At 65.1% G+C, this 24913-nt stretch carries 16 protein-coding genes; 9 read left to right on the forward strand and 7 right to left on the reverse strand.

Translation table 11 applies throughout. The annotated features are described in order from the left end of the window. Nucleotides 1–170 precede the first annotated feature (170 nt). A complete protein-coding gene (locus CDN99_RS19575) occupies nt 171–3935 on the forward strand; it encodes a ribonucleotide reductase barrel domain-containing protein (RefSeq protein WP_141100876.1) in 3765 nt (1254 codons plus the stop codon). A gap of 140 nt (nt 3936–4075) precedes the next feature. On the opposite strand, the gene CDN99_RS19580 is transcribed toward CDN99_RS19575, so the two are convergent. The 5 genes from CDN99_RS19580 to CDN99_RS19600 form a co-directional block, all read right to left on the reverse strand. Then, nucleotides 4076–4840, reverse strand: a complete 765-nt coding sequence (locus CDN99_RS19580; RefSeq protein ID WP_088386573.1) for an IclR family transcriptional regulator — start codon at nt 4838–4840, stop codon at nt 4076–4078. Between the two features lie 56 nt (nt 4841–4896). Beyond that, nucleotides 4897–7062: a TonB-dependent receptor gene (locus CDN99_RS19585; RefSeq protein WP_158218893.1), complete on the reverse strand. Its 2166-nt coding sequence runs from the start codon at nt 7060–7062 to the stop codon at nt 4897–4899. A gap of 45 nt (nt 7063–7107) precedes the next feature. Further along, on the reverse strand, nt 7108–8163 hold the full coding sequence (locus tag CDN99_RS19590; RefSeq protein WP_088386575.1) for an S-methyl thiohydantoin desulfurase domain-containing protein: 1056 nt from the start codon (nt 8161–8163) through the stop codon (nt 7108–7110). A gap of 75 nt (nt 8164–8238) precedes the next feature. Then, on the reverse strand, nt 8239–9012 hold the full coding sequence (locus CDN99_RS19595; RefSeq protein WP_238139608.1) for an AroM family protein: 774 nt from the start codon (nt 9010–9012) through the stop codon (nt 8239–8241). Nucleotides 9013–9022: 10 nt separating this feature from the next. Beyond that, nucleotides 9023–10663: an OPT/YSL family transporter gene (locus CDN99_RS19600; protein ID WP_238139609.1), complete on the reverse strand. Its 1641-nt coding sequence runs from the start codon at nt 10661–10663 to the stop codon at nt 9023–9025. Between the two features lie 411 nt (nt 10664–11074). On the opposite strand from CDN99_RS19600, the gene CDN99_RS19605 reads away from it, so the two are divergent. Together CDN99_RS19605 and CDN99_RS19610 are read left to right on the forward strand one after the other, a co-directional pair. Then, nucleotides 11075–11503 carry an H-NS histone family protein gene (locus CDN99_RS19605; protein WP_088386577.1) on the forward strand — a complete coding sequence of 143 codons (429 nt, stop codon included), beginning with the start codon at nt 11075–11077 and terminating at the stop codon, nt 11501–11503. 322 nt (nt 11504–11825) lie between these two features. Next, nucleotides 11826–12746, forward strand: coding sequence for a cyclase family protein (locus CDN99_RS19610; RefSeq protein ID WP_088386578.1), 921 nt, complete (start codon nt 11826–11828; stop codon nt 12744–12746). A gap of 46 nt (nt 12747–12792) precedes the next feature. On the opposite strand, the gene CDN99_RS19615 is transcribed toward CDN99_RS19610, so the two are convergent. Both CDN99_RS19615 and CDN99_RS19620 read right to left on the reverse strand, forming a co-directional pair. Further along, complete coding sequence (locus CDN99_RS19615; RefSeq protein WP_088386579.1) at nt 12793–13605, reverse strand: IclR family transcriptional regulator; 813 nt, start codon at nt 13603–13605, stop codon at nt 12793–12795. A 135-nt stretch (nt 13606–13740) separates the two neighbouring features. Further along, nucleotides 13741–14664 (reverse strand): LysR family transcriptional regulator, encoded by a 924-nt coding sequence (locus CDN99_RS19620; protein ID WP_088386580.1) that lies wholly within the window; start codon nt 14662–14664, stop codon nt 13741–13743. Between the two features lie 604 nt (nt 14665–15268). Between CDN99_RS19620 and CDN99_RS19625 the strand changes: the two genes are divergently transcribed. The 6 genes from CDN99_RS19625 to CDN99_RS29655 all read left to right on the forward strand — a co-directional run bounded on the left by CDN99_RS19625 (nt 15269) and on the right by CDN99_RS29655 (nt 24817). Further along, nucleotides 15269–16831, forward strand: coding sequence for a methyl-accepting chemotaxis protein (locus CDN99_RS19625; protein WP_088386581.1), 1563 nt, complete (start codon nt 15269–15271; stop codon nt 16829–16831). A 239-nt stretch (nt 16832–17070) separates the two neighbouring features. Then, a complete protein-coding gene (locus CDN99_RS19630) occupies nt 17071–17496 on the forward strand; it encodes an Ohr family peroxiredoxin (RefSeq protein ID WP_259374723.1) in 426 nt (141 codons plus the stop codon). A gap of 59 nt (nt 17497–17555) precedes the next feature. After that, complete coding sequence (locus CDN99_RS19635; RefSeq protein WP_088386583.1) at nt 17556–19691, forward strand: putative bifunctional diguanylate cyclase/phosphodiesterase; 2136 nt, start codon at nt 17556–17558, stop codon at nt 19689–19691. A 180-nt stretch (nt 19692–19871) separates the two neighbouring features. Next, a complete protein-coding gene (locus CDN99_RS19640) occupies nt 19872–21431 on the forward strand; it encodes a methyl-accepting chemotaxis protein (RefSeq protein WP_088386584.1) in 1560 nt (519 codons plus the stop codon). A 93-nt stretch (nt 21432–21524) separates the two neighbouring features. After that, nucleotides 21525–22709: a GGDEF domain-containing protein gene (locus CDN99_RS19645; protein ID WP_088386585.1), complete on the forward strand. Its 1185-nt coding sequence runs from the start codon at nt 21525–21527 to the stop codon at nt 22707–22709. A 284-nt stretch (nt 22710–22993) separates the two neighbouring features. Continuing rightward, nucleotides 22994–24817, forward strand: a complete 1824-nt coding sequence (locus CDN99_RS29655) for a methyl-accepting chemotaxis protein (RefSeq protein ID WP_088386586.1) — start codon at nt 22994–22996, stop codon at nt 24815–24817. Nucleotides 24818–24913 lie beyond the last annotated feature (96 nt).

A 24913-nucleotide genomic window follows, 5' to 3' on the forward strand; every position in this document is an offset into this window, starting at 1 on the left:
GCCAAAAGTACCCATCCGGCGCGGGATTTGCCGGCAAGTGCGTGCTTACCGTTTACCTGTGGATACCGCGTTGACCGATCGTGACGTGGCCATGACGGATTCGAGGGACCGGTCGGGCCGCGGCGACGGGACGGGACTAGGATGGACCGCGTCGTCCGATGGAGTTCCGCATGAACCAGCCGACCGTCCCCTTGTCCCTGCCCGTGCAGGCCACCGCGGAGAGTTTGCCGCCGCAGGACATCAGCGCCGAGGTGCTGCTGGAGAAATACGCCAAGGGGGGCGAGCGCAGCCTGGAGGAAGTCCGGGCGCGGGTGGCGCGGGCGTTGGCGCAGGCCGAGTCCCCCGAGCAGCGCGCGCATTGGGAGGGGCGCTTCCTGGACGCGCAGCGGCGCGGTTTCGTGCCGGCGGGGCGGATCGCCTCGGCGGCGGGGACGGGGCTCTCGGCCACCTTGATCAACTGCTTCGTGCAGCCGGTCGGCGACGCGATCGCGGAGATGGAAGACGGCGTGCCCGGCATCTACACCGCGCTGACCGAGGCCGCGGAGACGATGCGGCGCGGAGGCGGCGTCGGTTATGACTTCTCGCGGATCCGTCCCAAGGGCGCCTACGTGAAGTCGACGCAGTCGAGCGCTTCCGGGCCGGTGAGCTACATGCGGGTCTTCGACCGCAGCTGCGAGACGGTGGAGTCCGCCGGCTCGCGGCGCGGCGCGCAGATGGGCGTGCTGCGCTGCGACCATCCGGACATCGAGGAGTTCATCCACGCGAAGGACGAGGGCGACCTGCGCAACTTCAACATCTCGGTCGGCGTGACCGACGTGTTCATGCAGGCGGTGGAGGCGGACGCGGACATCGAGCTGGTCCACAAGGCCGCGCCCGGCGCCAAGCAGCGCGCGGCCGGAGCGACGCAGCGCGCCGACGGCCTGTGGGTCTACCGACGCATGCGGGCCCGCAAGCTGTGGGACCAGATCATGCGGTCCACCTACGACCACGCGGAGCCGGGCGTGCTGTTCCTGGACCGGATCAACGCGGACAACAACCTGCATTACTGCGAGACGATCAGCGCGACGAATCCTTGCGTGACCGCGGACACGTGGGTGCTGACGAGCGACGGGCCGCGGCAGGTGACCGATCTGATCGGCACGCCGTTCCTGGCCATGGTCGATGGCAAGGCGTACCGAACGGAGTCGGCCGGGTTCTTTCCGACCGGGACGAAGCCGGTGCTGGCGCTCCGGACCACCGAAGGACACGCGTTGCGGTTGACGGCGGAGCATCTGGTGAGGCGGGTGCTGAAGCGCACCGTCGAGACCGTCGAGATGGACTGGGTGCAGGCAGGCGCGCTGCAGCCTGGGGACGAGGTCGTGCTGCACAACCATCGCGCGTTTGAAGGATGGGGCCAATCCCAGGTCCAGGAAGTGGAGCCACTCGCCGTCGCGAACGGCTTCGCCGAGGCCGTCCGCACGATAGCGCCGTCCTCGGAAATGGCATCGTCGGCGATTCAGGCCGTGCGCCTGGCGCGTCTGTTCGGCGACATCGCCGTGATGGACAGCGATGGCGGCAGTGATTGCACGATTGCATTGCCTGGCCTCTCTTCCGAAGATCAAGAGCGCGTGCAGCGAATGCTGCTCCGATTTGGTATTGCGAGTGCGCTTCAAGGCTCTCCGCGAGGGAGGCGACTCGTCATCGCCCTCGACAACCTCCAAGTCTTCGCCGACCGTATCGGCTTCGCGGACACCAGCAAGTCGCGGCGACTGGCCGAACGACTTGCTGTTCAAAAGCGGCGCCCCAACCGCGAGCGCTTCGTCGCGACGGTGGCCTCGGTCGAGCCCGATGGCATCGAGCCGGTCTTTGATGTGACCGTCGAGCAGGTGCACGCTTTCGACGCCAATGGTCTGATGGTCCACAACTGCGCCGAGCAGCCTCTGCCTTCTTATGGCTGCTGTTGTCTGGGCTCCATCGATCTGACGACGTTCGTGAAGGACGCCTTCTCGGCCAGGGCGGCGTTCGACGACGCGGAGTTCGCCGAGATCTGCAAGGTCGCCACCCGCATGCTCGACAACGTCCTCGACGTCACCCCCTGGCCGCTGCCGCAGCAGGCGCAGGAGGCCGCCAACAAGCGGCGCGTCGGCCTCGGGTTCACGGGCCTGGGGGACGCGCTGGTGATGCTCGGCCTGCGTTATGACGGCGAGCCGGCGCGGGCGATGGCGCGGCGCATCAGCGAGGTCATGCGCGACGCGGCCTACGAGGCCTCCGCGGACCTGGCGCTGGAGCGCGGCGCCTTCCCGCTGTTCAACGCCGACCTGTACCTGTCAGGCGGCAGCTTCGCGTCGCGGCTGCCGCCGTGGCTGAAGGACAAGATCCGGGCCCAGGGCCTGCGCAACTCGCATCTGCTGTCGATCGCGCCGACGGGCACCATCTCGCTGGCTTTCGCGGACAACGCGAGCAACGGCATCGAGCCCGCCTTCTCCTGGAGCTACACCCGCAAGAAGCGGATGCCCGACAACAGCTTCAAGGAGTACGCCGTCGAGGACCACGCCTGGCGCCTCTACCGTCACCTCTTCGGCACCGACGCGCCGCTGACCGAGGCGTTCGTCACCGCGCTCGAACTGCAGGCGGCCGATCACGAGGCGATGGTCGCGGCGGTCGCGCCCTATGTCGACACGTCGATCTCCAAGACCGTCAATGTGCCGGCGGACTATCCCTATGGCGACTTCCAGGACCTCTACGCCCTGGCATGGAAAAGCGGGCTGAAGGGGCTGGCGACCTACCGGCCCAACAGCGTGCTGGGGGCGGTGCTGAGCGTGGAGCCGGTCGCGAAGCCGGAGCCGCTGAAGGCCGACATCGGCCCCAACCAACGGCTGCGCGTCGAGCGCCTGCCCAAGCCGGTGCTCGCCTCGCTGCGCTGGCCCAGCCGGCCCGAGCTGCCCGGCGGCAATCCGGCCTGGTCGACCATGATCCGCCACCCGCATGGGGACTTCGCGCTGTTCGTCGGCGAGCTGCCGGCGGAGGGGCCGGAGGCCGGGCTCTTCGGGCGGACGCTGCCGTTCGAGGTCTGGGTCAACGGCGCCGAGCAGCCGCGCGGCCTGAGCGCGATGGCCAAGACGCTGTCGATGGACCTGCGGGCCAACGACGCCGCCTGGCTGCGGCTGAAGCTGGACGCGCTCGCGACCGTGGCCGAGGAACGTGCCTTCGAGATGCCCATCCCGCCGCTCGGCGAGCCGCGGCTGTTCCCCGGCGTCGTCGCGGCGACGGCGGCGGTGATCCGCTGGCGCTGCGAGCAACTGGGCGCGCTGCAGGAGGGCGGCCCGACGCCGGTGCTCGACGCGATGTTCTCGCGCGAGGAGCCGCGCACCAGCACCGCGGGGACGCTGGCCTGGGCCGTCGACGTGGACAACCCCGCCACCGGCGAGCTGTTCACGCTGACACTGAAGGAAGTCAGCCTGCCCACGCCCGACGGCGGCAGCGTCACGCGGCCTTGCGCGATGGGGTTCTCTGGCAACTACCCGAAGGCGCTGGACGGGCTGGCGCGGTTGCTGTCGCTGGACATGCGGGTGCTGGATCCCGGCTGGATCGGGATGAAGCTGCGCAAGCTGCTCAACGTCGGCGAGCCGCTGGGGCACTTCATGGCGCCGGTGCCGACGCTGTCAGGCGAGCGCCGCCAGCAGGTGTGGCCGTCGACGGTGGCGTATGTCGCGCGGCTGGTGATCCATCGGTACGCGATGCTGGGCGTGCTCGATGAACAGGGCTATCCGCTCGTGGACATGGGCCTGCTGCAGCAGGCGCCTGCGCGGGCGGGCGCGGCGCGCGCCGCCGCGTCGCAAGGCGGAGTCATCGCCATGGCCGGCAAGAAATGCCCGGAGTGCGGCAACTCGACGCTGATCCATCGGGATGGGTGCGAGTTCTGCACGGCGTGTGGGTTCGTGGGGCAGTGCGGGTGAAGTTGTCCACGATACCCGTGCCGCAAGGTCGAACGCATTCAACGCAAGTTCTCGTCACAAGAACGCTAGAAAACTGAACGCGTATCCGGCGCGGCTACGAGTCACACTGAGCTCAAGAGCTCGGCGGTGAAGGGGCGCTGTCAGCCCGCGAACTGAAGCCAGTAGGGGTCACCCACACGCTTGCCCACCGAGAAGGCCGCCTCGCGCACCCTCGCTGCGAAGCGCTTGAACAACGCATCGGACACCTCTTGTTCGGGTACCGCTATACCGATCCCGAAAATCTGGCCCGTCGCGGAATCCAACACCGCGGCCGAGATGCCAGCGACATGCGGAACAAGCTCACCCCGAGATTCAGCGACACCCTCAATCCGTGTCTGGGCGATGCGCTTGAGCAGGTCCTTCGGCGTCTTCGGCGCCAATCCTCGGGCGTCATCGAACGCGTTGCCTACCAGCTCAAGGATTTCTGAATCCGTCAGCCTTGATAGCAGAGCTCGGCCCATGGAACTTCCATAGGCCGGGCCACCTGTCCCCGGTGGGGTGTAGACCTGCAGAGGATGCTTGCCCGGGCGCATCTGCAGAACGACGGACTCATTACCGCGCAGCACATCCAAGTAGCCCGTGAAACCCGTGTCGGCGACCAAGGCGTCAAGGGCGTCCTCAAGCAGGGAGCTGACGGTGGTGCTTGAACGAAAGTGGAAAGAGGCCTCCATCACAACCGAACCGGGACGGTAGGCCTTGGTGACGGCGTCCCGCTCTAGAAAGCCGTGCTCAGCCATCAGACTGAGCGTGCGTGACGCAGAGCTTTTCGGGTAGTCGAGCTCTGCAACCAGGTCGGTCATCGTGATGTCGCGACGCAAGCGGACGATCAACTTCAACACATCCATTGCGTTCGCGAGCGTACTCAAAGCAGCAGGTTCCTAGTTCCGGTCTATGCGGCGCAGCATGATAGGTGCTGGTGGGCTCAGAGTTTGTAGACGAACTCGACTCCGACGACGCGAGGCGTTGCCAGCGAGCCAATCGCCTGGATCGGGCCCCCCCAACCGCCATAGGTCTTGCCGTTGACGTCCGCGTAGTATCGCTCGTTGGTCAGGTTGTGACCGTAGAGGTTAAGTGCCCATCGGTCCTTGGCATCTTGAATGCCCAGGCGCAGCCCAACGAGGGTCATTCCATCGGACACAAGGAGGTTGTCCGGCAGCCAGTACTTGCGGCTGCGCGCTTCGATGTCCAGGCGCGCGAAGCCGTTGATACCGCTGGCGACGGCTCGGGTGTACTGCGCACCGAATGTCACCTTCCACGGCGACGCCTTGGGCGTACGGTTGCCAACGGTCGCGGGCTCGGCGGCATTGGCCGTGATGCGGCTGTCGGTGATGCCCAGACCGCCGTCGAACTCGAGGCCCTTGACCGGTGTGTAGCGGAAGTCAACGTCCACCCCCTTGATCGTCACCTTGTCGATGTTGCCGATACGGCCGGACAGGATGTTTCCTGGCAAGACCTTGATGTAGAAGTACTGCAGGTCGTCGGACTTGGAGTAGAACGCCGCCGCGTTGAAGGTCAGGCGACCATCGGCGAAGGAGCCCTTGTAGCCCAGCTCGAAGTTCTTCAGGTTCTCATCCTTGAAGATTGGCTGATCGGATGCGGTCGTGTTGAACCCGCCGGACCGAAAGCCGGTGCTGTAAGTCGCGAATCCGATGGCGTCTGCATCGAGCTTCTGCGTCAACGTCAGTTTGGGCTGCCAGGCACTGAAGGTCTTCTCGGCGTGAGCCGCTGTGATGGTGTCATCACGGACTCGAGCATCGCGGTCATATCGCAGGCCGCCCGAGAGTTTCGTGGCCGGGGTGAAGTCGTATTCGACCTGGCCGAACGCGGCGCTTGCGGTGTTCTTGAAGACGTTGTGCCTGGTGACAGCAGCGGCGTCGTACTGCGAGGCTTGACCGTTGATGTCTGCGAAAGACTTCTCCTCGAGGTCCATGGTTTTGTCCATGTAGAAGAGTCCCGCAATCCAGCGGAGCGGCTTGCTGCTTGGCGACGTCAGACGCAGTTCCTGGCTTGTCAGCGTCGTGCGGCGGTCCTTGCCCTGGCCTCGGCTCAGTGTGCCCGCAAGGCCACCAAGCGTGTCCTGCGGATTCGTGAAGTCGGCATCACCAGCGAACTTCTCGCGGAGCTTGGTCCGATTGGTGATGGCCGTCAGCGTGCCCAGCGATGTCTCGACGTCAGCCTTGAACGTGAACTCGTCGTTGGAGCCTTCTGTCTGACCGAGGAAGTTCGAGGTAGGGTCATAGTGCGCGTTCAGATTGCCATCTCGAATGAGGTTGTCCCAGGTCGCGCCAGCCTTGAAGGTGTTTGTGCTTGCCCGGAAGTCGAGCTGGACATCCTCCGAAGCGACCACCATCACCTTGGCGCGCAAGAGGTTGTCGTGGTCAATGAAGTCGACTTTCTTGTCCAGGAAACTGTTGTTGATCAGACCGTCGGAACTCTTGGTCTGACCCGCCACGCGGAACAGTACTTTGTCCGGCACAAGGGCGCCGCTCACTCCGCCGGAGACTTCCCTGGTGTTTCCGGAGCTGTAGTCGGCCTTTGCGAACCCGTGCAACTCGTTCGTTGGCGCCTTGGTGTCGATGACGATGGCTCCGCCAATCGCATTGCGCCCATAGAGAGAGCCCTGCGGACCCTTGAGAACCTCGATGCGGGCAACATCGACAAGGTTCATCTTGAGCTGCTTCTGGTCGCTCTGCGGGACGCCGTCGACGACAACGGCCACGGGCGAGTCGGCGTTGTTGATTTGGGAGACGCCACGGATGACGACAAACGAGTTCCCATACGTGAACGAGTTGTCGAAGGACATGTTGGGTGTCAGGTTGACGAAGTCCTGCGTACTCTTGATGCCGGCGTTCTCAATCTGAGTCGCGCTGAAGGCTTTAACGGCGACAGGCACCTTCTGCAGCAGTTCTCGACGGCCTTGCGACGTAACAACGACGGCCTCCAGCTTTGTGCTGGATTCGCCGGCCTCGCTGGCTGCTGCAGCCTGCGGCGCAGGTGCCGGCGCGGGCGCCTCTTGAGCGTTGGCAGTTGAAGCGCCGACAAGGGCGATGGCAGCCGCGACGGCGGTAAGGGGAAGAATTCTGGTCATGATCATCTCCATCGGGGTTGTGAGAGCCTCAGGGGGCCAGTTGATCTATCGGGTCTGAAAGTGAAAGGGTTCTCCGAGCGATGCCTCGAGAGGTGCGTAGAGCTCAGGCATGAACATCGTTCGGGATAGGAGCAGGCTTGAGGCTGGAGCGTGCAGGACACGGATGCGGTCCCCCAAGCGAACCCGCGCTGATGGCACCGGCTTGCCGTCCTCTGAGAACGTTGTGATCAGGTCTGGAAAGGCGGCGACGCGGCGCCCATTGCGTTCCAGCAACATGTATTCGTTGATCAGCGGCAACGATGTCTTTTGACTGTCGTCGAGGCCCACTACGCCGACGTCGAGGCCGGCGACTTGCTCGCAGCGGTACTCGGTGACGACACCCTCGGCCACGATGCTTCCCTTCAGCAGGCTAGATACGGCATCGAGACCACCGTCAAGGTACGCACGCCCAAGCTTGATGGCATGGCTGATCGCGCCAGGCGCTCCGTTGCGGCTAGCGAATCCGATGGTTACCGGATTTCGTGCAACCGCGACTGCGCCGCCCGCGGCCACAGACGCGTGGCGAATCACGCTTGAAGCACCGTCAAGTCGTCCGCGAACTGTGCCCTCGACATATCGGGAAGGCGCGCCACCTGCGAATGCTTGAAGCGAGACGTAGTCGTCTTGCCGGTGCAGCCCGAGTGCTCCCATAAGACTGGAGGGATGGGCGCGGCCGTTGCAGGCCAGATCCAACACGGGGAGCCCCAGTTGCGCCGACTGGACCCATCCGTTGACGGTCGTCTCTGCGCCGTTTTCGTTGGTATGCAGTCCCATCAACTTCAGGCCTGTCGGCAGTAGACCGCGGAGCAGTTCCAAGGCCCGGACAAAGTGGGCAGGAAGCACCTCGAAGTCAGGGGCGCCCGGGGCGCCAACGTAGGCGACGGTGGCCGTGAGATCGTCTTGGTTGAACTCGTCGACCGTCCACAGTTCGGGGGTGCCGAGTTGGAGGGCCAGTTGGGCCATTCGCTCCCCGTCTTCGGCGAAGCCACCACCACCACCACCCAGGATTGCGCCGCCCCAGACGGCGGCGAGCACATCGTCTTCAGTGAGTTTTCGTTTCATGTTTTTGGCAAAAAGTGGTCCTACTCGCGCTCTAAAGCGCGAGGTGATTGATAGGTTGCGCCCTGGTCGGGGCGGTCAGGAAAGGAGTTCTGCGGTCATGCGGCTGACCACCGAGTTGGAAAGAATCACCGGCAGCCCTGAAGCTCGTGAGGCCGCTTCGCGATGCGCCTCTCCGTAGCCCATGCAGTCCATGACGAGCAGTTCCGCGCCTCGCTCACGCAAGGCACTTGCGGCTCGCTCAAGTAGCTCGATTTCTGGTTCATACGGGGACACCGCCTCACAAAGCGGCCTTTTTTGAAGCACGCTCCACTTGTCGCCCTCCCTGTGCATCTGGGACTCGAGGGGGAAGAGAATCCCGACTTGGCGTCTCCCTGCAATGGCTGCCACACAGGGCGCGACAAGACGGTCAGGTTCGATAAGCCATGCGTTCTCGCAGTGGAGGCCCTCAAACTCACCCGTGCAGAGCAACAAGATGCACGTGCATCCGCGACTCCGAAGCGAGCGAATCAGGGTTTGAATGAGCGGCAGGACCTTGCTCTTCCCGAGCACCACCGCGGAACCATCAAGCATGCGGGTCACCAGCTGTGGATCGTCGATGTCCGGGGAATAGCTCTGGCGAACCTCACTTAGCGAGAGCCCGTCGAGCACTCCCGCCTGGATACATTGCACATGTGCCGGCAGATGCTGTCGCAGCATGGAAGCGATGTCGTCGCGCGGTGCCTGACCAAGAGTTATCGTTCCTAGCATTGGCGCTTCGCGAAACGTTTCTCTTGGGCCGATCGATGCGGTGGCGTGCCTTGATGAACCTGCATCGGCAGGAGGACGGCCGGCTAGCGACAGTGGTGTCATTGCACGGCCTTCACTTCCGCGTTGTCGCGTACAGGCCATGGACGAAGCCGTGGAGTGCATCGCCTGCGATGACCCCGCCGGCAAATACCTCCAGGCTCTTGCCAGATGCCTTGCCGACTTTGGCTGCCAAGAGCCGCGTCGCTAGCCCCGCCGCGACCATCCACCCGGCAAGGGGGTTTCCAATCAGCAATCCAGTTGCGAGCAACACGCCGAGCTGCCGACGCGAACCTCCGACCAGCTGCAATAGCGCGCCAGGGATCGCCCAGACCAGCAGGTTCCTTGCGGTGTCGCCAGAGATCCCTGCCTTGATCGCGGCGACGTAGGCCGCGTTGATGGGTGCCGTCTGACCATTGGAAAAGAATGTCTGGTACGTGAGCGCGACAACAACGATGGCGACGCCAAAACCCACCATGCCAGCAATCGTCTGCTGCAGCCGTCCTTCACGCTCGAAAGCCCTGTCCGCACCTTCTCCGCGAAGGAGATACCCAGCCTTCAGGTCGTATCCCATGTCGGCAAATGCTGGACCAGTGGCAGCTGAGAATCCGGCGAGAACGACCAAGGCTTGCGGTGGCAGACCAAGAAGGATGCCAACCAGCAGCGTGATGAGCGCCACGGCAAACGCGGGGAACCAGCCGGCATGCATGGCGGCGATGCCCACGATGATCTCGTGCACGAAGGCTGCGAACGCTCCGTACAGGACAAAGAACGCCAGCATGCCGAGTGACATTCCCATGTACACGCCGGTCGCCAGGGCCAACACAACCATGATGAGCAGGTAGCCGATGGCGCCGAACCGAAGTGTTCTGCCAACAGGTGCGACAGGCTCTTCCGTTACGTCGCTACGGGGAGACGGTGAAGAGCGCTTGAAGACGAGGAACGTAACCTGCATTAGCGCAGTGACGCCGGCTCCCATCATCAAACCGTGTGGGATGTATTGGCGCGCGAGGTCGATGTTCAGGTACGACAGGGCATATGACTTGACCAGCAAGCCCACGCCAAAGGCCGTCATCGCCGCCAGTCCGCCGATCAGCGCAACACCGAATGCTGCCATCGGCAGGGCACAGATTGAACCGACGACACCCACGGCCAGGCCGCCGAGCAGCAGACGGCCATCGCGCCCACCACTATCCCCGGCCTTGATGGCCTCTGCAGCTGCGACTCCCAGGGGCCAAGGGTTGCGAGCTGGGAAAATCTCGGAACCGAACAAGCGGTAGAGCAGCCATCCATCGAGCAGCATCGCCAGGCTGACGCCTATCAGCATTGGCGCCACCATCTCCGGGAGTCCGAACAGAAAGGGGATTCCGATTGGCAGGAACAAGCTGTTTGCTGCTCCGAAGGTCGCCGACGAGATGCTCGTTTGAGCCAGGTTCTGGGCGTGGGGCGAGCGGAACTCGCGAAACGCCTTCAGCGGTACCCGGGCAAGCGCCATCGCAGCCAGGGCGCCCACGAGCGACGTGCTCGGAGTAATACCGAGGCTCACAACCATGTGGATGCCGACGATCGCGCCGATGACGCTCAGCAGCACTGTCAGTACGAGGTTGGCAGGCGCCAGCGCTCTTGGATGAGCCTCATGGCTGGATGCTTCCGTGCGAACGCCAGCAGAGGCTGCCCTGCCCCCGGCATTCAGTTCCCGCTCCGCAAGGCGCTTCACTTTTGGTCCCGTTTCGTTGGTTCCAAAATATGGAACCTAGTTCAATAATGTTGTTCAATGCTAGTCGGCAGGATGGGCTTGTCAAGCGGGCTCACCCGCACGTTGTGTGCACACTGCAAGGCACGAGCATCCGCCTGAGCCTGGATAGTTGCGGCCATTCCACTGGAACTGGCGAGCTCCATTCGCATGGCTCCGCGAAGGCCGAATCGCGCAGGTCGATGGCGTCGGTCGAAAGAAAATACAGGCCCGGGATTGATTGCAGTCAATTTGCCTGCCCGTCGTTCGGACGAGTGCGGGGTACGGCGCCGGAGATGCCCTTTTTCATGAGCGAATCGACCTGACGGACCGGGCATGACGGGGGGCTCCCTGCGCATAAACTGTTGATCTATCGTCAACCTCCGGAGCGTCCTGATGGCCAAAACCGTTGATCAGATTCGACAGCAAATCGCCAAGTTGCAGTTGCAAGAGCAGGCCTTGCTCGCGAAGGAGATCGATGGTGTTGTCGCGAAGATCAGGATTGCCGTCGCGCATTACGGTTTGACGCCGGAGCACATCTTTGGAGGCAAAGCCGCTTCCAAGACAAAGGCAGCGCCTGGAAGAAAGACCCATGGAGTGAAAGCCGAGGCGCGCACGGGATCCAAGCCGTCGAAAGGTGCGATTGCCGGATCGACGCCCGCGAGGCACGCCAGCGTCCCCAGAGGCACGAAGCTGGCCGCCAAATACAAAGACGATGCCGGCAACAGCTGGACCGGCCGCGGTAGTCAGCCTCGCTGGCTGCGGGCAGCGATCGAATCGGGCAGGAGCCTGGAGGACTTCCTGATCCGCGGCATCCGGTCCTAGGTCGGCTGAGCGCCGGCATGGATGGGCCTCGTCAGGCCGCTCCCCACCCCTCGCCACGGGAGACCTGACCGACCGCCGAGTTCTCGAGCCGCGGAGGCGAAACGGGCCGCTTCGTCTCTGGCCATCGATAGTCAATCCATGGATCGACGACCTATCGATAAGGGCTCAGGGATTCGGCAGCGAAGAACGACTTGTGCGTTGATTCAATGTCAACGACGTTGTCGCTGCAGTCGTCGAACACATCGTGGAGGGTCCTGCCTTGCGGCCGATGGCATCGCGGCACAACGCTTGCCTGGATGTTTGAACCTTACAAGGAGTTCGAATGTCCAAAGAATCGTCTCTCCCCCCGTCAGCACAATCCGCGCCGAATGACGAGGCCTGGTATCCCTCCGCCTATGGCGCGAATGACGAGATCGGTGCCGTTAATCTGCTGGGGCCCTCCGTCGTGCTCGACGCAGTGAAGCTGGTCAAGACCGGAAAGGTGTATCCCCTGGCGGTGCCCATCGACAAGCACCTGCCAGCGTTTCGTCATCGCAGCTTCCACCTTTACAACATACAGCCCGGTCAGCAGGAGGGCGGCAGCAAGGGGCCGAACAAGTTCACATTCAACGACGAGCTGGTCGAAGGATGGACAGGCGTCGGCACGCAGCTCAACGGCATCGGGCACATCGGCATCGACAACGTCTACTACAACGGTCATCACGCCAAGGACTTCGTCACGGTCGAAGGGGTGACGAAGCTCGGCGTGGAGAAGGTGCCACCGATCGTCACGCGGGGCGTCGTGCTGGACATGGCCGAGTTTTATGGCGCCGACGTGGTCGATGACGACAAGGAATTCAGCGTCGCGGATCTCCAGGCGGTCTGCGAGAAACAGGGCATCGAGATTCGCAAGGGCGACGTGGTGCTCTTCAACACCGGGTGGCTCGGGTTGATCGGCAAGGAAAACGAGCGATTCCTGAGCGTCGAGCCCGGCATCGGCATGGAGGCGGCGCGATGGCTCGCGGATCGGGGCATCGTGGCCTTCGGCGGCGATACCTGGGCCTCCGAGATCTATCCGAACAAGACCGGCGAGGAGTTCCCGGTGAACCAGTTCATGCTCGCCAAGCGCGGCATCTACAACTTGGAGCTGATCGATACCCGTGCGCTGCTGCGCGACGGGATCCACGAGTTCCTGTTCGTGCTCGGCCACCCGCTGTACAAGGGGTCGACCCAGGTCAACGTCAACCCGGTCGCGTTGACCTGAGCCGGGGTTCGCTGGCCACCGGCCCTGGACTTCGCGCACGGCGTGATCAGGGCGGGTCGATCTCTTGCGAGACCTCGTCGGCGATCTGTCGCACGGCATCTGCCAGCGCCTTCTCATGCCTGATGCCTCGCGGATACAACGCGGCGATGGTGGCGATACCGATCGAGGCGACGGGATATCCTGACCGGTCGAGGACGGGCGCGGCGATGCCGCTCACATGCGGAATGGTTTCGGCCTCGTCGTAGGCGAGCCGGGCCCGCATCACCTGTCGAAGCTCGTCACGCAATCGATCGCCAGACCCCGGGCTGGAATGCGCGACCTCTCGTGCGTCGATTCGCTCGAGAAGCAATTGCTGCTCCGGCAGCGGCAGGAACGCGAGGATCGCCTTGCCCACGGCGGAGGCATGCAGGGGCACCGAGTCCCCGGGGGGCTGCCGCACCGCAATGGCGCTGTCGGACGACACGCCATCCATCAGGACCACGCGGCCGTCCCTGAGCATGGCCAGGTGCGACGTCTGGTGAGTCATCTGCGTCAGCCGCAGAAGGTGGGGACGGGCCTTCGCGACGATCGTGTTCCCGGCCTTGAAGTTGCTCGACCACATCAGCAGCCGGGTGCCGACGCTGAAAGTCTTGTCGCGAGGGTCGCGGTCCACCAGGCCGTGTTTCTGCAGTGTCGCCATGAAACGAGAGGCCGAGCTCTTGTCGATTCGGATCGAGTTGGCGATGTCCTGCAGCCGAAGCGGCTGCCCAGCCGTCACGACCAGATCGAGGATCTGAAGGCCTTTGTCGAACGAGCCGATCAACTGCTGCGGACGCTTCGCCTGCGCTGGCGCGGGAGCGGCGGTCGGAGGACTCTTCAAGGCGTCATCTCTCTTGCAATGCTGTCCAGACGATCATGACCGTTTCAGCAAAGGACCACCTGTTTCCGAAGGCGAAAACACTTTCAACCGAGTCCGTAAGCTGATGACGACAGGACTGGCGCACTATCCCGAGAACTATCGTCCATCGATCCTCGGACACGAGGTGGAAAGCTTCTGGAAGTGCTGCAGCAGATGGGTCCACAGGCCGCGCACGAGGGGTCGCAAAATGCGCCGGTCGGCGCACATCATGAACAGGGGCGATTCTTCGGTTTCCCAGTCCGGGCACAGGCGGACGAGGGCACCGGTGTTGAGATCGGCGATCACGTCGATCTCGGACTTGTACACGACCCCCTCGCCGGCGAGTGCGAGACGGCGGACGGCGTCTCCGTCATTCGATTGGAATCGACCGCTGACGTCGATGCTCAGTTGCTCCTCCCCGCGCCTGAAGGACCAGCGGTTGTGCATGCGGTCACCGAGCATGAAACAGAGGCAGTTGTGCTCGACGAGCGCCCCGGGCGTCAGCGGCGCCCCGTGCTTCTCGATGTAGCTCGGCGCGGCGCACAACACGCGTCGATTGGAGGACGCCAGTGGCAGCGCGATGAGGCTGGAGTCCGGGCACGCGCCGTAGCGCAGGGCGACATCGACCTGGTCGCGGTACATCCCCACCAGATGGTCGGAGATATGCACCTTCACGTGGACGCCAGGATTGAGCCGTTGAAACTCGGCGATCCAGCCGAGCACCACGTTCCGTCCCAGGTCGGACGGCATCGCCAGGTTCACCGTGCCCGACAGCGCGTTCTGACCGACCTCCAGCTCCTCCACGGCGCTGACGATCGTGTCCAGCGCGGGTTCGCATGTGCTGAGGAACTGCTCGCCTTGCGGCGTGAGCCGCAGGCTGCGGGTCGAGCGGACGAACAAGGGGACGCCGATTTCGTCCTCGAGCCGCTGGATGGCCGCGCTCGCGGAGGCCGGGGTCAGGTCCAGAGAGCGAGCCGCCTCCGACAGACTCGTGCAGCGAGCCGCCCTGAAAAACAGCCGGAGGTCACTGAACGCCTTCATGAATCACCTTCTGGTCGAAACACTGCTCTGGAGGCGCTGGACGCAGTAGGGGCAATTGCGCCGAGCCTCGCTGCCTGATGCTTCAAGTGAGTTTCCAAAAATCGTTGAAAGCGCTTTCTGGTGATTTTGACAAAGGGGTCTTTCGAAAGCCTGACAACTTGTCAGATACCTGGCCGGCGTCCGGCTGGAAATGGATTGTCGGCCCGATGCTCATACTTTCAAGATTGGTGGAATGGCCTTATCTCGTATGACAGCGCTGGACATGTGCGCGAACCAACGAACGAGCGGCAGGCTCGATGCCTACTGCCCTCTGACCTTCCGGTGAAAGAGGCGGGTCAATCTTTCCACCCACTTTCAAACAGAACCGCAAGCAGCTTATTCCGATCGCCGGTGGATCGACGGCGAACGTCGGTGCAAAGTGTCCCGATGTATATCTGATTGACACCCAGGGGGAGAAGCATCCTTCGCTGACCTGTATCGGCGACGCGGTCGGAGGAGAGTCCGTCGCAGACGGTCGATGTCGCCACTCCGGCGACGTGGCCCGAGCGTGTGGACCCCGCGAATCGCGCGTCCAGCGAGGTATGCCGATAGCAGGAGGTCCGAGATGAAGAACCTGTCGATCCGCGGCAAGCTGCTGTTGACGTTTGCCGGGTTGGCATTCGTCGTCTTGCTTGTATCGCTCCTCTCCGTGAGGTCGCTGGCCAGCGCGAACGGCCGATTCACCGATCACGTCAAGGGGATAGGCAATCGAGCGGCCCTGGCCTCGCACGTGCGCACGGCCGTCGACCGCAGGGCCATCGCGGCCCGGAATCTCGTGCTGGTGAGCCAGCCGCGAGACCGTGACATGGAGCGGGCGCTGGTGCTTGCCGCGCATGCGGACGTCGGCAGGTACCTGTCGGCGCTGAAGACCGCCACCGCGCAGGCCGGCCACGCGGACGCCACGGCGCTCGACCTGGTCGCGCGCATCGACAAGGTGGAGCAGTCATACGGTCCGGTGGCCCTGGACATCGTCGACCTGGCCTTGCGAGGGAAGAAGGAGGAGGCGATCGTCAAGATGAACGACGAGTGCCGCCCCCTGCTCGCGGCGCTGTCGCAAGCCACCGAGGACTTCGCGAAGTTCACCGCGGCGCATGAGGCGCGGCTGGTCCAGGAGGCCGAGTCGGCGTATGAGCTCCAGCGGGACGTGCTGATCGCGGCAAGTCTCGTGGCCGTGATCGCCGCGGCGGCCGCCGGCTGGCTCGTCACGCAATCCATCACCCAGTCGATGGCGCAGGCGGTCAAGGTCGCGGAGGCGGTCGCCGATGGGGACCTGACGGTGAAGGTGTCGTTGGCCCGGACCGACGAGGTGGGGAAGCTGTTTCGCGCGCTGTCGAGGATGAATGTCAGCCTGACGGAGATCGTCGCCCGCGTCCGCATGAACTCGGAAGGCATCGCCACTGCGTCCACGCAGATCGCGACCGGGAGCGCGGACCTCAGCCTGCGTACCGAGCAGCAGGCCAGTTCCCTTCAGCAGACGGCTTCCACGATGGATCAACTGTCCTCGACCGTCCGGCACACCGCGGCGAACGCCAGCCAGGCCGATCAGCTCGCCGTGGATGCCCGGGCCGTGGCCGACGAAGGCGGGGCCGTCGTCGCCCAGGTCGTGGACACCATGCGGCACATCAACGACAGCTCGCAGCGGATCGCAGAGATCATCTCCGTCATCGACAGCATCGCGTTCCAGACCAACATCCTGGCGCTGAATGCCGCCGTGGAGGCGGCGAGGGCGGGGGAGCACGGCCGCGGCTTCGCGGTCGTGGCGGAGGAGGTGCGCACGCTGGCGCGTCGAAGCGGAGAGGCCGCCAAGGAGATCGAGGGCTTGATCTCGCGAAGCGTGGAGCACGTGGGCCAGGGATCGAAGCTGGTCGAGCTGGCCGGGCAGACGATGCAAAGCATCGTCTCGTCCGTCAAGGGCGTGAGCGACATCGTGCGGGAGATCAGCACCGCGAGCGCCGAGCAGAGCGTGGGCGTCAGCCAGGTGGGCGGCTCCATCTCCAACCTGGACCAGGTCACGCAGCAGAACGCCGCGCTCGTGCAGCAGAGCGCCGTCGCGGCGGAGAGCCTGCGGCAACGCGCGGGCGGCCTGGTCGAGGCGGTGTCCGTCTTCAAGATCCTGCCGCAGGCCTAGGTCCTCCGTCGCCGCCGGCCGGTCGACGTCGTGCCGCCCAGGCCGGGCGACGGTCCGCCGATCTTCACGAAACCCTGGAAAGTGCTTTCGACGATGGCGCCGAATCGGCGACCTATCCATCAGGCAGAGTGTGACAAACGAGAGGGGCGCGTGTCCGACATGGCCAGATCCCGAATTGGGCTGGTGCCTCCGGAAGCTGGCCGTGTTGAATGCATCGAAAGTTGGAAGAGGAGGGCTGGATGTCTTTGCGAGAGATTTGGTATGCCACGACCGCGATCGCGATGGGAGGACATACCAGCTTTGCAAGCATGTCCGAGGGTCCCTTGACGGTGCCGCTGTCCGTCCCGGTCGAGATGGGCGGCGATGGCGGCCCCGGCACCAACCCGGAGCAACTTTTCGCGCTTGGCTTCGCGAGTTCGTTCCTGGCGGCGATGACCGCCATATCGCTGAGGCGCGCGATCGCGCTCTCGGATGAAGTGTCCGTGGTGGCCGAGGTCGGCGTGGGGCCCGCGGAGCGAGGTTTGGGCTTCAAGGTCTGCCTTCACGTCAGCCTGCCCGGCCTGGAGAAGCCCGTGGCCGAGGCGCTGATCCGCACGGCCCAAAGCTTCTGCCCGTACTCCAACGGCACGCGTTTGAACGTCGACGTCGACGTGGTGCTCGCCTGACCGACCTGGATGAGCACACCCGGCGAGCCGAGAGGCCGGCTCGAAAGCACGAGGACCACATGACAACAGGCGACCTGACGGCAGCCACCAGATTTCTTGAGCCGACGTACGACCCGTGGGTCGTCGCGGCGTCGTTCCTGATCGCGGTATTCGTCTCATACGTGGCCATCGAGCTGGCCAAGCGGGAGCGAGAGCGCGGCGCGACCGAGGGCCTGGGATGGTGGGTCGGCGGCTCATTCGCCATGGGCACCGGTGTCTGGTCCATGCACTTCGTCGGCATGCTGGCCTACTCGTTGCCGATACAGCTCGGGTACGACAAGGCCCTGACGCTGTCGTCCTGGCTGGCCGCGGTCGGGGTATCGGGCGTGGCGCTCTGGATCGCCAGAAAGGCCCGACTGACCGCATGCCGCGTGATCGTCGGATCGATCGGCATGGCCAGCGGCATCTGCGCGATGCACTACACGGGCATGGCGGCGCTCGCGCTGTCCCCGGCCATCGTCTGGAGCCGGTGGTTGATCGCGGCGTCCGCCTTGGTGGCGCTGGGGGCATCGATGGCGGCCCTGCTGATCTTCGACTGGTTGCTGCGGCTGGATCGACGCAAGGTGCTGTATCAGGCGAACGCGGCACTGCTGATGGGGGTCGCCATCACCGGCATGCATTACACCGGCATGGCCGCCGCCAACGTGCCTGTCGGCGCGTTCTGCGTCACCGCCGGGGCGATCGCGCCGAAGGGTCTGCTGCTGCTGGTGGTGGGCTTCACCTGCAGCGTGCTGGTCCTGACGCTGCTGCTCAGCCTGCACAGCAAGAGTCGGCAATTGGCGCGGTCGTTGATCTCCGTGAACGAGCGCCTTCAGACGCAGGCGTTTCACGACTCGCTGACGCAACTGCCCAACCGGACGCTTTTCAAGGAGCGGCTGTCCAGGGCGTATCAGCGCTACGAGAAGCAGCAGGCGCGCGGCGTCTCGAAGAAGTTCGCGGTGCTCTTCGTGGACCTCGACAACTTCAAGCCGGTCAACGACTCGTTCGGCCACGAGTCCGGCGATGCGATCCTCATCGAATCGGCGCGTCGCCTGACGCAGGTGGCGCGGCAGAGCGATGTCGTGGCGCGTGTCGGCGGCGACGAGTTCGTCCTCCTGATCGAGGACCTGGGCAACATCCCCGATGCCCAGGCGCTGGCTGCCCGGTTGACGAAGAGTCTGCTGGAGCCCTTCGAGATATCGCCAGGCCACGAGCTCCGGTTGAGCGCGTCGATCGGCATCGCGGCGTATCCGGAACATGGTCCGCTGGACAAGCTCATCGTCAACGCCGACGCGGCGATGTATTCCGCCAAGCGAGGCGGCGGCGGTGCCTATGCCGTGTTCCAGCAGTACATGGAATGCGACGCGGCGGATCAGGTGACGCTCCAGAGCGATTTGCGGCTTGCCGTGGAACGCGGCCAGCTCAGATTGCATTACCAGCCCAAGGTCGAGGCGCGCAACGGCGGCTTCATCGGCGTCGAGGCGCTGCTCCGCTGGGAGCATCCGGAGCGAGGCATGGTGCCGCCCAACCTGTTCATCCCGGTGGCGGAGCGATTCGGGCTCATCGCGGGTATCGGCGACTGGGTGATCGAAGAGGCGTGCCGGCAGATGCGCGCGTGGGCGGACGACGGGCATGTCGTCCATGTGGCCGTCAACGTCTCCGCGCTCCAGCTGCGCCAGGCCAACTTCGTCGCGAAGACAAAAAGCGCCTTGCAGCGCCATGCCATCCTGCCCTCGCAGTTGCTGTGCGAAATCACTGAATCGGCGGCCATGGAGGATGTGCAGGCGACCCAATCGACCCTGGAGGAACTGGGCAAGGTCGGGCTGTTCCTTTCCATCGACGACTTCGGAACCGGCTATTCGAGCCTGGGTTTCCTCAGGCAGCTGCCGGCCCGGCAATTGAAGATCGACCGGAGCTTCGTCCAGGACGTGGATTCGAACAATGACGCCCGATCGCTGGTGGACGCGGTGGTGCGTCTCGCGCATGCGCTCGGACTGTGCGTCGTCGCCGAAGGCGTCGAGACCGTGGGTCAACAACGCGCCCTGGTCGATCTGGGGTGTGACGAGCTTCAGGGCTATTTCTTTTCTCGACCGATGTCGGCGGATCGGCTGATTTCATGGATCGATGACCGCGGGGCTGCGATGACGTCGTGCGCCGACGACTCGTCCGCGGCCTAGACGGCGCATTCGTCCCGCGGGCGATGCGCGGACAAGCGCCGCCCGATCGATCCGCCTGGCGGATCGATCCCGCCGGAGCACCGCACGCCGACGTCCATCCGACCTCATTCCCCACCTATTCCCAAACCTCCGTTGTTCCGAGACAGACACGGTATCCATTACAAGAAAGGCTTTCAGACAATGTCCCTCCTGCGTTCCCTTCGAATCGGCAAGCGCCTCGCGGCGGCGTTCACCACGTTGCTGTGCCTGCTCTGCTTCACCGCATGGTTCGGCGCGCACCAGCTCTTCGTGATGTACGAGAGCGTTGAAGACCTGAATACCAACTGGCTGCCCGCGATCACCTACCTCTCGAAGATGCAGAGCGCGGCCAACTCGGTCCGTCGCTCGTCGATGCGCGGGGTGCTGGAGCAGAGCGCCGAGGATCGCGAGGATGCGCGGCGCATTCGCGCCGCCGGCCTGGTCGACTATGAGGAGGCCAGACGGCTCTATGAAGCCACCATCACGCTGGATGAGGAGCGGGTCTTGTGCGAGGCCATCCGCAAGGCCTGGGCGGAGTACCTGAAGGAGGACGAGGCGATCCAGCTGGCCATCAAGGCTGGCGAAGGCAACCACGAGAACGCCAGGGGCCGCGCCACGGGGAAGTCTCTGGCGCTGTTCCTGACCCTTTCCACGGCACTCGATCAGGACATTGCGTTCAATCGTCAAGGGAGCGACAAGTCGGCCGACGCGGCGTTGTCCTCCTACGGCAAGAGCGTGAAGATCATCTCGGTGGTGGTCGCCGTCACGCTGGCGCTGGGCGTATTGCTGGCGATCCTGGTGACCCGGTCGATCACCGCGCCGTTGAATGACGCGGTCCATGCCGCCGATGCGGTGGCCGCCGGCGACCTGACGCTGCGGATCGAGGCCCCCGAATCCGACGAGCCGGCCCTGCTGCTGCGGTCGATGGCCAAGATGGTCGACCAGCTCGGCGCGCTGGTCGGTGAGGTGCGGGACAGCAGCGAGAGCATTGCCACCGGGTCTCGCGAGATTGCCCAAGGCAACGCCGACCTGAGCCAGCGCACCGAGAGCCAGGCCAGCAGCCTGCAGGAGACCGCGTCGTCGATGGAGCAGCTCACGAGCTCCGTGGCTCAGAACGCCGGGTCCGCGGGCGAAGCGAGCCAGATGGCGACCGAGGCATCGGATGCCGCCGCCGAGGGGGGACGTGCCGTCGCCGGCCTCATTCAAACCATGCAGGGCATCTCCGACTCGTCCAGCAAGATCGCGGAGATCATCGGCGTCATCGACTCGATCGCGTTCCAGACCAACATCCTTGCCCTGAATGCCGCCGTCGAAGCCGCGCGGGCCGGCGAGCAGGGGCGCGGCTTCGCCGTCGTCGCCTCGGAGGTCCGGGCATTGGCGCAACGCTCCGCCGGCGCCGCCAAGGAGATCAAGACATTGATCCAGGCCAGCGGAGAACAGGTCGTCGACGGCACGCGCAGCGCCGAAGGCGCCGGTCAGGTGATGGAGCGCGTGGTGGAGCAGGTGAGCCGGGTCGACCTGCTGATCCGGGCGATCTCGGCGTCCACGCTCGAACAGAGCAACGGCATTCAGCAAGTGGGCAGCGCCGTGATGCAACTCGACGAGGTCACGCAGCAGAACGCCGCGCTGGTGGAGGAAGGGGCGGCGGCGGCCAGCAGTCTCAACGGCCAGGCGCAGAACCTTTCCAGCCTCGTGGGGCGTTTCAGGCTGCCTGCGAGGTAAGTCGATCCCGCGAGCGCCGTCCTCCGGTTTCCGCGAGGCGACGCCGACCTGAGCCGCTCGATACATCGACTCCTGACCTTTCTCCGAAACACCTTGGGACCGCTCGCCAATCCGATCCTCCGCCGCATCGCCCGGGTGCTTCGGCTCAGCCAGGCGGTGGCCTTCGCCGTGGTGCTGGCCGCCGCGGTCGCCTTGATCGCCAAGGCCCGGGAGTACGAGGACGCGATCGACCAGGTCGAACATACCTATGCGGTCCTGGACCAGATCAATCAGGTTCGAGTCACCCTGCTGCGCGGCGGCGTCACGCTGCGCAACATGGCGCTCAGTCCGTGGAGCATCCCTTCCTCCAGGCTGAGGACCTCGATAGCGGATGCGAACGAGGCCACCGACCAATTGATCAGGCTGGTCAAGGACAACCCCCGGCAGTCCGCCCTCGCCGCGTCCGTCGAATCCGAGGCGTCGGTGATAACGGATTGGTATCTGGAATGCGTGACCTTTGCCGAGAGCTACGAATTCTCGGACCTGCACGCGGCCATCGAGCCGCACATCGCCACCGACGGCTCGCGCAAGCTGCGCGCGCTGCTGGACGACATGCATGCGGCCGAGCAGGCGCTGCTTGCCGCCCGGCAGCTTCGGCTGTCAAGGGAGCTGACGACGCTCAAGCGGTGGTCCATCGGACTGGTCGGCGGCTTCCTGGCATTCATGCTGTGGAGCGTGGCCTACACCACAGGCCTCGTGCGCCTTGGCGAACGGAACATGGTGGAGCTCACGACCCGTGCCGAGACGGATCCGCTCACGGGGCTGGCCAACCGCAGGGCGCTGGATCGAGCGAGCCTGCGGCTGGGGAACCGGGCGATGAGCGTGGTCGTGTTCGACCTGGACAAGTTCAAGCCCGTCAATGATCGCCACGGACATGGCGTCGGGGACGAGGTGCTCAAGATCGTCGCCGGACGGTTGCGGCGCGAGTCGCGCGATGGCGACGTGCTCGCCCGGGTCGGCGGCGACGAATTCGTCCTGGTGTTTCCCGACATCGCCGACCCGTCCCGGATGGCTCAGATCGCGAAGCGGATCGAGACCGCCCTCTCATTGCCCATGGATGTCGACGGTCTGCGGATCGTCATCGGCGCATCGATCGGATTCGCGACCTCGGATGGCACTCGCGACCTGCAAGGCCTGATCGACGAGGCGGACCAGATGTCCTATGACGTCAAGAAGCGGCGGGCGCTCTCCTTCGCAAGTGCCGGCATCGCGAGACTTTCGCAGCACGGCGACCGCTGAGCCCGCGCGGCGATTGACCGCTGCGGCGCGAGGGTCTTGTGCCCGGACGGTCGCGCATTCGCGGCTCGCGATTCGTGACCCCCATCACGCCGTCGGCTCCCCTGATGGCGGCGGTGGCCGGTGAGTCCGACTTCTGTCACATCGCCTAAAAACGGCAAGAACGGCAAACTGCTTCCGAAATTAGCATATCGCTCACCACCTCACGGATTCGCTGGCGAGCGATCGGATTCAACCCAAAGTCCGCCGCCTAGCCGCCCGGCGTCCTCTTCCTTGGAAACAGAGCCATGAACGGTCTTTCGATCAAGAAGCAGTTGATGCTCGCCTTCGCCGCGCTGGTGATGGCGGTGATGTTGGTCAGCATCGTCGCGCTGCATCACCTCGGCGCCGCCAACGACCGGTTCGCCGGCTACGTGGAGGGTATCAACGTCCGCGAGAACCTCGCCACCGATGTCCGCATCGCCGCCAATCGCCGCGCGATCGGGGTGCGCGACATGGTGATCGTCAAGACGCCGGCCGATATCGACAGCGCCAAGGCGATGGCGCTCGAGGCGCATGCGACGCTGGCCAGGCAACTGGCCGCGCTCAACAGCGCCGTGGCCCAGGCGTCGGACGCCTCCCCCCGCGAGCGCGAACTGCTGGCCCGCATCGCCGAGGTCGAGACCAAGTACGGTCCGGTGGCCGCCAACATCGTGGAGCTCGCCGCCTCCGGCAAGCGCGACGAGGCGATGGAGATGATGACCCGGGACTGCCGGCCGCTGCTCGCGGCGCTGCTGACCGCCTCCCGGGAGTACATCCAGTACGCCCGGACCCGCGGTGACGAGCTGGTGGCCGCGTCGTCGCGGAACTACGCGTCGCAGCGCTGGTGGCTGATCCTCATCAGCGCGACCGCCGTGGCGCTGGCCGTCGGCCTGGGCTGGTTGATCGTGCGTCGTCTGACGATCGCGCTGGGCACCGAGCCGGCGCTGTTGGCCGACGCCGCGCACCGCATCGCCGACGGCGACTTGCGCGCCGTCGAGGGCGCCGCGACGGCACCGGCCAACAGCGTGCTGGCGTCGATGGGCCAGATGCAGCGGCAGTTGCTGGCGCTGATCGGCCAGGTGCGTGGTTCCGCCGAGAACATCGCCATCGCCAGCGAGCAGATCGCGCAGGGCAACAACGACCTGTCGTCGCGCACCGAGGAGCAGGCCTCGGCGCTGGAGGAAACCGCGGCGTCGATGGAGCAGCTCAGCGCCACCGTGCGCCAGAACGCCGACAACGCGCAGCAGGCCAACCAACTGGCGCTCAACGCCAGCGAGGTCGCCATGCGCGGCGGGGCGGTCGTCGGCCAGGTCGTGGACACGATGCGCGGCATCCAGGAGAGCAGCCATCGCATCGCCGACATCATCGGCGTCATCGATGGCATCGCGTTCCAGACCAATATCCTGGCGCTCAACGCCGCCGTCGAGGCGGCCCGCGCGGGCGAGCAGGGCCGCGGTTTCGCGGTCGTCGCCGCCGAGGTGCGCAGCCTGGCCAGCCGCTCGGCCGAAGCCGCCAAGGAGATCAAGCAACTGATCGGTGACAGCGTCGGTCGCGTCGAGCAAGGCACCGGATTGGTCGATCAGGCGGGCGCGACGATGACCGAGGTCGTCGGCGCGATCCGCCGCGTCAGCGACATCGTCGGCGAGATCAGCGCCGCCAGCATCGAGCAAAGCGGCGGCGTCACGCAGGTCGGCGAAGCCGTCACGCAGATGGACCGCGCCACGCAGCAGAACGCCGCGCTGGTCGAGGAAAGCGCCGCCGCCGACGGCATGAAGCGTCAGGCCGCCGAGATGGTGGCGGCGGTGGCGGTCTTCCGCACCGGCAGCGAGAGCGTCGCGACCGCGAGGCCCGCCACGCCGGCCGCCGCGAAGTCGCCGGCCCGGCCACCGGTCGTCGCCGCCGCGCGCCGGGCCGATGCCGCATCGCCGGTCCGGGCCGCCAAGGCGGCCGTGCGTGCGGCCACCCCCTCCCGCGCGCCGCTGGCAGCCCTGGCGCCCGTGCGCAAGCTGGCGGAACCCGCCTTGCGAGCCATCCGCCCCGGGCCGACGCCGGCCCTGGCGACCGGGAACGACGACTGGACGTCGTTCTGAGCCGCTTCGACCGGGTCCCCTCGCGTCGCTCGTCGCGCGCCGGGACCGGTCGGAGCCGGCCCGGGTGGCGACGCGGACGACCCGTCCTGATCGGTG

Origin of the sequence: Roseateles aquatilis (genome assembly GCF_002205645.1) — a bacterium.
Classification (GTDB): Bacteria; Pseudomonadota; Gammaproteobacteria; order Burkholderiales; family Burkholderiaceae_C; genus Roseateles; species Roseateles aquatilis.

Bases quoted from the DNA above. Each gene is read 5' to 3' on its own strand.
- CDN99_RS19585 (WP_158218893.1), bottom strand. From the start codon at position 7,062: ATGACCAGAATTCTTCCCCTTACCGCCGTCGCGGCTGCCATCGCCCTT.
- CDN99_RS19630 (WP_259374723.1), top strand. From the start codon at position 17,071: ATGTCTTTGCGAGAGATTTGGTATGCCACGACCGCGATCGCGATGGGA.
- CDN99_RS19605 (WP_088386577.1), top strand. From the start codon at position 11,075: ATGGCCAAAACCGTTGATCAGATTCGACAGCAAATCGCCAAGTTGCAG.
- CDN99_RS29655 (WP_088386586.1), top strand. From the start codon at position 22,994: ATGAACGGTCTTTCGATCAAGAAGCAGTTGATGCTCGCCTTCGCCGCG.
- CDN99_RS19575 (WP_141100876.1), top strand. From the start codon at position 171: ATGAACCAGCCGACCGTCCCCTTGTCCCTGCCCGTGCAGGCCACCGCG.
- CDN99_RS19640 (WP_088386584.1), top strand. From the start codon at position 19,872: ATGTCCCTCCTGCGTTCCCTTCGAATCGGCAAGCGCCTCGCGGCGGCG.
- CDN99_RS19610 (WP_088386578.1), top strand. From the start codon at position 11,826: ATGTCCAAAGAATCGTCTCTCCCCCCGTCAGCACAATCCGCGCCGAAT.
- CDN99_RS19635 (WP_088386583.1), top strand. From the start codon at position 17,556: ATGACAACAGGCGACCTGACGGCAGCCACCAGATTTCTTGAGCCGACG.
- CDN99_RS19595 (WP_238139608.1), bottom strand. From the start codon at position 9,012: ATGACACCACTGTCGCTAGCCGGCCGTCCTCCTGCCGATGCAGGTTCA.
- CDN99_RS19625 (WP_088386581.1), top strand. From the start codon at position 15,269: ATGAAGAACCTGTCGATCCGCGGCAAGCTGCTGTTGACGTTTGCCGGG.
- CDN99_RS19620 (WP_088386580.1), bottom strand. From the start codon at position 14,664: ATGAAGGCGTTCAGTGACCTCCGGCTGTTTTTCAGGGCGGCTCGCTGC.
- CDN99_RS19590 (WP_088386575.1), bottom strand. From the start codon at position 8,163: ATGAAACGAAAACTCACTGAAGACGATGTGCTCGCCGCCGTCTGGGGC.